We start from the raw sequence: 8,715 nt of genomic DNA, 5'->3' as shown, positions 1-8,715 counted from the left end.
TATCGCCAACTCGCCGAGTCAGAAATAATCGTCTGACTCACACCAACGAGTCTCCGAGATTCCCGGCGCGGTTCAGAACATAGCGCGGCCAATGAGCACAAGCCCACACACGCCGCTTGCGACGAATGGGTGTTGCCCTAGACACGCTAGATGATGGAGCCCGCTGTCTTTTGCGGCCGTGCCTTGTCGCCGCTGCGGGCCAACGCTGCAAATCGTCAAAGCCACTGAGCGACGGGTCTCCATCGTTTGCGGGACTGATTCACCCGAATACATTCAGCACACCCCGGCCGCGCCGCGAAGTTCAGCACGCCATCCGCTGGCCCAGCCTCGACAGACAACACGCCGTTGGATTGTGCAAGTCGCCGAAATCAGGCTAGCAACTGGCCCTGACCGTTTGACGGGCCACTTCGCCGCCGAATACATTGCACACACCCCGGCACCGCGGGGCAGTCGAGCAGACCAGCCGGTCCAGCCTCGACAGAAAACACCTTGACGAGTCGATGTCCGGCACGGGCATCGAAGACGGGGCAGGAGGTGTGCCAGTCTGCCTTGCCCGGACCCGCAACTTGTCGCTAACCGCCAGGAGCGGTTCGCCACGAGAGCAAGGCTGCGGCCTTGACCACAGCAACACCTTGGGCGATTCCTACGGACTCGCCAAGGCCGCATTTCACCGAGCGGTCCTCAACGGCTCCCCTATGCCTATCTTCATCTCACCTTCCGGTGAGTTTTAGTCGTTCGGTGACGACGCATTGGAGTTCCTCATGCTCAAAAAAACCGATATCGATGCCTTCGAGCCGCTGCTTCGGCTGCGCCAGTTTTTCACCGTCCGTGACGCAGTTTTTCTTGACCGGCTCATTGCCGGTGTCGGCTCCATTCCGGCCGATCAACCGCACTGCGCGCGTGTGCTGGAAGCCCTCACGGCATCCTTCCTCGAGTACGCCGCGGAGCTCGGTCCGGTGAAAGCTCCCTTCACAGAGCTTCTGCGTTCGGCGGAGGGGCTGTGCTCGGTGGCCACCGAGCACAGGATCATGATCGAGGGACAGCCGCCCGTTGCCCAATTGGAGGGCCGGCACCTTGCCTATCCGGTCTGGTCGATCGCCAGCCAACTCACACCGGCACATCGGCCGCTGCGCCTAGCCTTGGGCGCCGAAGTGGCACGCGCGTTGGTGCAACGCAATCCGATCAGCGAGCGGTACTGCAATCATCTCCGTCGCGACATCCCTGTGCTGGGCCGGAACCCGTCTAATGCCGATATAGCCTCCCCAGAAGACCTCAATGTGCTCGGCTTCGGCGCGAACTGGATCTCGTCCTTCAGGCGTATCGACACGCTCGTCAGGCGGATGGTTTGCGCCACCCCTCCGGGCGGTCCGGATTCGAACGGCGATCTGACCACGCCGAACCTAATCCGTTGCCTGAGGTACCGACTCACCTATCCCGCTGCCGCCGAGCGGAAAGGGATCCAGCACGATCGCTGTCTTACGCGCGCTGCGTTGCGCGACGTGGCGTGTGCGGTTCGCCGCGGCGTCGAAGCCGGCTGCGACGAAAGTTTCCTCCATGCGACTTGCATCGTCACCGGCTTCGGGGTCGATGCTGCCTTGAGGATTCCCCTGCTTCGCTGCGGTGAGGGCGTGGTCGGCCTTGGCCTCGCCGCTGACGGTGAGTGCTTTCTCCTGGGGTTGGCCACCCTCTTCCCGTCTCGTGTCGTCCCGGACGCCGCTGTGGCGCGTCTTTTCGAGCCGGCGGGCAACATTGCGCCGCTTTATCTCCCAGCATTTTTTGCGCGCGAGGTAATGCGCCGAAAACTCCGATCGCCAGAGGCTTCGACCATCGGTGACCTGGTGGATTTCACTCAGACGCATGCCAAGACGGCGCTCCTGCGGGAAGGAACCCGCAAACTCTACGCGTCGCTCGCCCGGTGCACGAAGTCCATCGCCGCAGCTGGTCTCTCGCTCGGGGCTGACCGCCTGACGCTCGCGTTCCAGACCTGGCGCTTCAGCATCATCGGCTCCGCGCGCGCCTATTACGCCCGTCTCCAGGGAGAGGAGCTCCTGGAGACGGCAGAGTCCCTTTTCGCGGACCTCGGCTGGCTTCCAGTTGCTGGCGGTGCGCCGGATATGGCCTTCGGATCGCACTGCGTGCTCACCCCGACGGGCGTGGCAGAGGTCTTCTCGTACCTTGCTACTGCTTGCGAGAAGTCGTGGCCCGGACGGCGTGGCGGTTTAGAGCGACTGCTCGCTCACCACGAGACTTACGCGCGATACACGGGCGCCTTCCTCGCCTTCGCGCTTGGTGCACGGGAAGCGGCCGTATATGGCTTCATGGCCAACGAGCTGTGTCTCGGACAGGCGCAGGTGGTGCTGAAGGACAAGGGCAAGGGCGACGCTGTTCGGGCCCTCCCGGTGCCCCTGAACGAAGTTGTTCGGGCGCAGATTCGACAGTGGCACGCGCACTGCGCCGCTTTGGCGCACCGGCTTCGAGATGAATCGGATCAGCGTGCTGTCAGACTTCGCAGCCGGCTCGCCGCCATCGCAAGCTGTGGTCCTGTCCACCTCCTCGTTTCGCTGGACGGCTGCGATGCTGTCGCCCTTGGGTCCGCTCACGTTTGGGGAGGCTTGCCGCCTCACCTGAGGGTGCCTGGCAATGTGGGTCGGCACTACTGGCAAAACGTGCTGCGCGCCTACGGGCACTCCTCGCGCGAGATCGACCGGTTCATGCGGCATACCTTGCTGATGCTCGATCCGAATGACTCAGCCCACGATTCGATCTCGTCGACCGACTTCACTAGGATCTCCGCCACCCAGGAGCGCGTCCTGTCGAGTCTCGGAATTGTGGCGATCTCCGGCTTGCGTCGGGCTTGAGCAGGAGGAAAGACCATGGATCGCGAATTCAGTTCATTCAAACGGCGCGGCGGCACTCGCCAGCGATTCATCTTCGATGCCATGCATGGGTCGCGCTGTAAGCGGTTTGAAGGAGTCCAGCGGGCAATCTTGAGCCCTGAAAGTCAAAGCGTGAGTGATTCGGCGAGGCTTGCGGGGCTCCTGATCGCCCTCGAAGGGATAGGAACGCTAGCGGACTGGCAGGCCGCCTATGAAGCCGCTGAGACCAAACACCGCTGTCAAGGCGGCTGGCGCATTGCGTGGCTGGACCAACAGGGCCGCCCTGACGCAAGGATGTTGTGTCCCTTCACCGTCATGCAGATGCAGGCTGTTGAGACCTCCGGCTCTTTCGAAGCGGCGCGCGAAGAGCTTTGGACATTCCTGGGAAACCAGCGCATCTACCCCCCGACGGCCACCGAAGCCGACCTGCTGCAAGACGCACTCAGCTGGTTGCAGGCGAACGTCGGGACGACTTTCTCTGCGCACGTTTCGGGCGCGGAACACCTCACTCCGCTTCCGTACACTGCATTCGCCCGCGGTGAGTGCAAGCTTCCACTGCTGCAAGCCGCGCCCGCATCGGACGAGGGCGCTGCCGGGCACCCCGAATCCTCAGACAGCCTGCTGCCCGATTGCTTCGAGGCAGCGTTGCTCGGTCGGAAGCCCGAAATGGGATCGGACGAGGCCTTCATCAGGAAGCTGCTTAAAGCGTTGAGCCCTGAAAGTGGGTCATCGCCCGGGATACAAAGGTCAAGGATTCGAAGGCAACTGCGGACACTCGTCGCGTCGCTCGATAGCGTGAGCGAGGCCGCCGCCCTTCTCTTCGCCTATTCCTGGGAGCTCGCAGCCAACGGAACCCTGCGCAAGGAACGAGCGGCCCCGGGTACGCCGCGGGCGTATGTGCGGTCCATCGCGGACAGCGTGCTGGCTGAATTTGCGGAGTACCCCATCTCGCAGATCAAAGAGGACGAGTACAGGGCCAAGTTCGCTCGTCTCGCCGCTGATGCGGACGGGGGCTCTCCGCGCGGTGCGGGGTTGCGCGGCTTTCACCGGTTTCTACGTTCCTGGTGGAATGCGCCCCCTCTGTCTCAAGAGGTGTTCGGTCGCTATTCCGAGCCGTCAGTTGCGGCGAACATGATCTGGCCGCACGAACTCGCAATCGCCGATGCGTGGCTCGCTGACTCTTTGGAGGTGCGCGTCCACGAGCAGGTCCGCGTCGCGGTTGCGATCGGCCGAGCCGCACCCGTGCGGGCCACCGAGGTTTTGGTGCTGCGGTGCCGGAATGTGATCGTTGAGGACGATCATATTGTCATCGAGATCGCCAGAGAGGCTGTCGACGGCAAGGAGAAAACTGCGGAAAGCCGGCGTCGCGTTGTCATTTCCGAGCCGGAGGCGGTAAAGATGTTGGTGACTTGGCTCGAACGGCGCGTGAGCGTCGAGGGAGCACTACCCCGTGACTATTTTTTTGGGGAGCCGAGCAACGCGGCGATCGTGCACCGGCGCGGTCACATGTATTACCTGATGAACAGCGTCTTGAAGGCTGCCACGGGTGACGACACCGTTAGCTTCCACACTCTGCGGCACAGCTTCATCACCCTTGCCCTTCACCGCTGCTGGATGGCGTGCGCCGACGGCGAAGTAGATCAGGCCGCACAGATCGCCGCCGACGCGGGCCACATCGGGGCGCATGTCAGCGCCCGCTTTTACGGCCATCTCTACGAGGAGGCGATTCGCACCCGGATCGACCGCGCTACGCTCCCGAACGCGTCCGCGTCGGTACTGGCTTCCTGGCTCGGGTGCAACGACGATGCCATGCGGCAGGCTCTCAGCCGGCGAGCGCGATCCGCGATTCTGGCTGGGAACCTGGATCCGCTCGAGGCGCGCGTGGCGGAAGTCTACAAGAGGGCCGCCCAGCGACTCCCCGCAATCGGGACATCGGCCCTCAATGGGACCTGCGCCTCACTCCCTCCCGCCTCCCCCTTGACCGCGCCCAAAGCCGCACATTCGCTGCTGACCGTATGGAGGGTTCTCGCCGACGTCGCCTCGGGAGTCAGTCTGGAATCGGCCGCATTGAGGCAGTCCGTCTCTCGCCAATTCATGATCAACACCATTGTCTTGGTGAGCGGCTTTGCGGAGCAATACGGCAAACGTGCGCCTGACCGGGTTACCGCCGACCTGCACGGAACGAACGCGCTGCGCGATCGGACGGGCTTGCTTTTGGGTGTGCCAGTGGCCTTCCGATCTGACCTGGTCAGCCGCCTGACGCTGCCGTCCGATTCGGTCGACAAGCTTCAGTGGCTGAAGGACGGCTGCGAGTATTGGCGCCGCAATATTCACAGAGGCCAGCTCGCCGCTGTGCCGACGTCAAGTCTACTGCGGCCGTTTCTTTTCTTACTCAAATCGCTGAAGGTCCCGAGCACAGCCCTCAGCATTCGTACATGCGCTCAAGCGTTCATGAGCGATAGTGATGTGGCTGCGGACACAGTGACGTCCATCCAGGGCGTATTTGGAATGAGCGTGCCTATCGTGCGCACGAGGCCGCGCGGTGGTCGTGCGCTGAGCTACCTCGTTGTTTCCGTGAATTCTGATCAACCGTGCCTGCGCGGACACGGCGCATCCATGCAGTGGTTCCACGGTCTCATGTTGGCTGCATGGATCTGGCTTGAACATCTGAAGGAGAACGCCATTGTTATCTGAAGCTGCCCCAACTCATATCCGCCTGGATCTCTCCGGACTTCCGCTCGTCTATACCCCACACGAGTTGGGGAGCCGCGCAGCCGAACTCATCGACGAGCTCGTGGATGTACTGCAGGTCGATGGCCGTTTGCTTCACACGCGACTTCGGTATGGGATTTCTCATGAGGTCAACCACGAATCGGGCACGGTCAAGCACGTCTTGATCTTAGGCCTGACGCCGAAGCCATCGCTCCAACTTGACCTGTTCAAAGGTGCTTTGGACCACGAGACGCTTGACGCAGCCGTGGCCGCAGACTCGTGCACCCTTATTGAGGCGTTCCAAAGTGCGCCGCAGAAATGCAGTCGAGCGAAAGTGCTATTCGCCATGCGCAATGCCGCAGCCGTACGGAACTGCCACTCCGCAACCGTACCGGCATTGGATCGTGATGCGCACCGATTCCTGAAGGGGCGCCGTCGGACCATGCGCGGGTATCTCTCTGGGTTTCCCTGGCAGCTTCCGCTAGAACACGTCGGATTGGAGTGGGACAGCACTCCGACCCGAATGCGGGCCCGCATCTACCGCGAGCGGAATGGTTTTTCGGTGCACCCTCTGGACCTCAAGCTCAGAAGGAGTGGAGGTCGTCACCGTCTGGCCATGAGCTTTCCCTTTGATGTGGATGCCTTGGCCAGACTCGATAGAGCGAGCCACTCGGGCAAGGTGGAAGCGCTTGTGATCCGCATTGGACGGGAGGTCAAAAATGGCGAATCCTTGCGCGCGGACTTCTTGCACTTCGAGGACTTTGGACAAGATTCGCACTGAGGTGCTCACGCCGCGCTGCCCTGAGGACAGTGCAAAAGTGGCACCGGCAGGCGGCGGGTCGGGGCATCAACTGCTGTCGCATGCCGCCAGTGTGCGAGCGCAGAAACTGCTCTGAATGCCTGGAGTAGCTCCGTCCCCCGAGCGTCCGCCGCGCGCCAAAGCTCTGCAGGCCGCGCTTTCACCTGCTGCCGCTACTGCCTATGGCGCGCGCCGAAGCCGAATGGCTGCTCGCCCGCTCCCAGGCGCTTGGCTCCGAGTGGCTCTTTGCAAGCCGCAGCGGCTGCCGGATTCAGTCCTCGAGCGTCTCCAAAGCCGTCAATCGGAAGTGCGTTGCTATGAACGATGCAGGAATGACGCAGGTATCCGTCCGGCGTACGCTCGAGACGTATTTTGCGAGCCAAGCGGTCTCGGCCATCGTGCGCGCCCATATTCAGCTGCATTCACTCTAGCAATTGCAGCACCATCAACTTTTCTGGTACGACTACATGAAGGAGAAGCGCGATGCGCTGCAAATCCTCGAAAACTTCCTCTCCTCGTTCGACGCGCCTCACCGTCCGGGCCATCCGTTCCAGAACACCGTGTGACCTATGAGGTGCGAGTGCCTGGATCCTCGTTGGGATGGAACGCCGTGCGCATGCTCCGATAACAGGAGTTATCAAAATAGGGGCAAGTTCTGATAACAGCCGCACCGTTGGCCGCCTTCAGCGGCAGGACGATCCCGAACTCCGTAAGCAGACGACGGATGCGGATGATCGTGGCGGTGCGCTGGGTGACAAAGCCTTGGCAGGCCCTGTGCACCATCAACTCAAACTGCTGCTGCAGGCTTTTGGGCGGAACGAAGCGCATGATGGGACGGGTGACCGCCTCGCAGCTCGCCGCCGCGTCGGAAGCGTCATTCTTCCCCTTCTTGCCAGACAGGCGATAGGGCGTCACGAATTTGGACGCCATCAGCCGCACCGTGTGCCCGTGCGCCTAGAACAGGGGGCCCAGTGGTGGGCTCCGGAACCGGCCTCCATGCCGATCAGACACGGTGGCAGCGCCGCCACGACCTCCGGCAGCTTGCTGCGAGCGACGCTCGGACGCATCAGCACCGGATCGCCTGTGGCATCCACACCAAGGAAGGCAAATACGTTCTTGGCGAGATCGATTCCCAGCGTGACAATGTCCGTGGACGTCCCCTTTCGAACGAGTTGATGAGATTTCGCACTTCCCATCGTGGCACTTCGTTGTCGGTCGTCGCAATGCGGCTAGTTCGGGACGGGGAAGTTCCTTCATTCGGTACTTAGCACTTCACCATGCGCGATTTCGTAGATTTCGTTAGCGCGACCATGAGCACTTCGCCGGATTCCGAAGCCGTGGCCGCGGCAGCTGCCTGCTTAGATCGGTTTACCGCGGCCTTTAACGACCGAGATATAGGCCGAATGGACCTCGAGCTTCGCTTTCCCCACGTGATTTTGTCCGGCGCTGATTGCATGCTGTGGGAGCGCTCGGGTCGGCATCCGTCCGATCTTTTCGTAGCCTTGGAGCAGGCCGGCTGGGCTTACACCCGATACGAGGAGAAGACACCGCTACTCGCCGGCCCGGACAAAGTGCACTTCGTGGTGAGATACACGCGCCGAGACAGCGCAGGCAAGGTGTTGAGTGAGCATTGCAATTTGTGGATCGTCACCCGCGTGGAGGGTCAATGGGGCATTGTGTTGCGCTCGTACTAGCGGTGCTGACTAACAGGTCGGTCGGCTCGGACACGGAGCTTGCCTCGATTTCGTTGACACTCTTACCTAACGGAGAGAGTGCTCAATGGCTAAGACAATCGGTCCGGCAAAGATCAAGAAGTACAGCCTGGAGTTCAAGCTCAAGGCAGTGCATCTGAGCGACCAGCCGGGGGTGCTGATCAAGGATGCGGCCGAGTCGCTGTGCATCCATCCTTTCTTGCTCTCCAGGTGGCGCAAGCAGGTCAGAGACGGCGAGCTGACAGGAGAACCCCCCAGCGCTGGAGCCACAGGAGACAGCGGAGCTGCAAAGGCTTCGCGACGTGAATCGGCAGTTCAAGCGCCTTCAGGTGGAGCACAAAGTAATAAAAAAGCTATCCGGTTTGCCTCCGAACGAAAGATGAAGTCTTCGCCTTCATCGAGGCAAACCGGCAAGCCTTCCTTAACGGACCTAGTCTGGACGCTTCGGTCCGCAGCTTCGAGCCCATTTGTCGGCGACAGGCCTCACGCGTGCGGGAGGCCTGGAGCGTGCCGGGCGCAACTACGAGCGACCGACTTCCTTGAACCGCGCCGGCTTTCCCGGAGGCTCCTACACTTGAGACGGAGCCATGAGAAAGTCAAAGAAGTTTTCCCCCGA

5 protein-coding genes and 1 pseudogene are annotated in these 8,715 nt (G+C 61.7%); 5 read left to right on the top strand and 1 reads right to left on the bottom strand.

What is annotated here, in order from left to right; translation table 11 throughout:
* The first annotated feature begins 761 nt into the window (after window positions 1–761).
* From ACY0MJ_RS22200 to ACY0MJ_RS22190, 3 genes are read left to right on the top strand one after another with little or no spacing between them, the layout of a single operon-like run.
* Window positions 762–2,858: a hypothetical protein gene (locus ACY0MJ_RS22200; RefSeq protein ID WP_462640739.1), complete on the top strand. Its 2,097-nt coding sequence runs from the start codon at window positions 762–764 to the stop codon at window positions 2,856–2,858.
* Between the two features lie 15 nt (window positions 2,859–2,873).
* On the top strand, window positions 2,874–5,570 hold the full coding sequence (locus ACY0MJ_RS22195) for a hypothetical protein (RefSeq protein ID WP_462640738.1): 2,697 nt from the start codon (window positions 2,874–2,876) through the stop codon (window positions 5,568–5,570).
* Entirely contained in the window at window positions 5,560–6,369 is an 810-nt protein-coding gene (locus ACY0MJ_RS22190) for a hypothetical protein (RefSeq protein ID WP_462640737.1), read from the top strand. The genes ACY0MJ_RS22195 and ACY0MJ_RS22190 overlap by 11 nt, the downstream gene beginning before the upstream one ends.
* A gap of 705 nt (window positions 6,370–7,074) precedes the next feature.
* On the opposite strand, the pseudogene ACY0MJ_RS22185 reads toward ACY0MJ_RS22190, so the two are convergent.
* A pseudogene (locus ACY0MJ_RS22185) lies at window positions 7,075–7,583 on the bottom strand (IS110 family transposase); the annotation flags it as partial.
* A 114-nt stretch (window positions 7,584–7,697) separates the two neighbouring features.
* On the opposite strand from ACY0MJ_RS22185, the gene ACY0MJ_RS22180 reads away from it, so the two are divergent.
* Together ACY0MJ_RS22180 and ACY0MJ_RS22175 are read left to right on the top strand one after the other, a co-directional pair.
* Window positions 7,698–8,081, top strand: a complete 384-nt coding sequence (locus ACY0MJ_RS22180) for a hypothetical protein (RefSeq protein ID WP_462640736.1) — start codon at window positions 7,698–7,700, stop codon at window positions 8,079–8,081.
* A gap of 85 nt (window positions 8,082–8,166) precedes the next feature.
* The coding region (locus ACY0MJ_RS22175; RefSeq protein WP_462640735.1) for a transposase at window positions 8,167–8,715 on the top strand (549 nt) is incomplete at its 3' end.

The organism is Ramlibacter sp. bp-362, assembly GCF_054956735.1.
Note: the sequence above shows the minus strand (reverse complement) of the source record. Positions and strands in the feature narration are given on the sequence as shown.

Excerpts from the sequence above, each read along its gene's own strand:
- ACY0MJ_RS22200 (WP_462640739.1), top strand. The coding sequence starts at position 762 with ATGCTCAAAAAAACCGATATCGATGCCTTCGAGCCGCTGCTTCGGCTG.
- ACY0MJ_RS22195 (WP_462640738.1), top strand. The coding sequence starts at position 2,874 with ATGGATCGCGAATTCAGTTCATTCAAACGGCGCGGCGGCACTCGCCAG.
- ACY0MJ_RS22180 (WP_462640736.1), top strand. The coding sequence starts at position 7,698 with ATGAGCACTTCGCCGGATTCCGAAGCCGTGGCCGCGGCAGCTGCCTGC.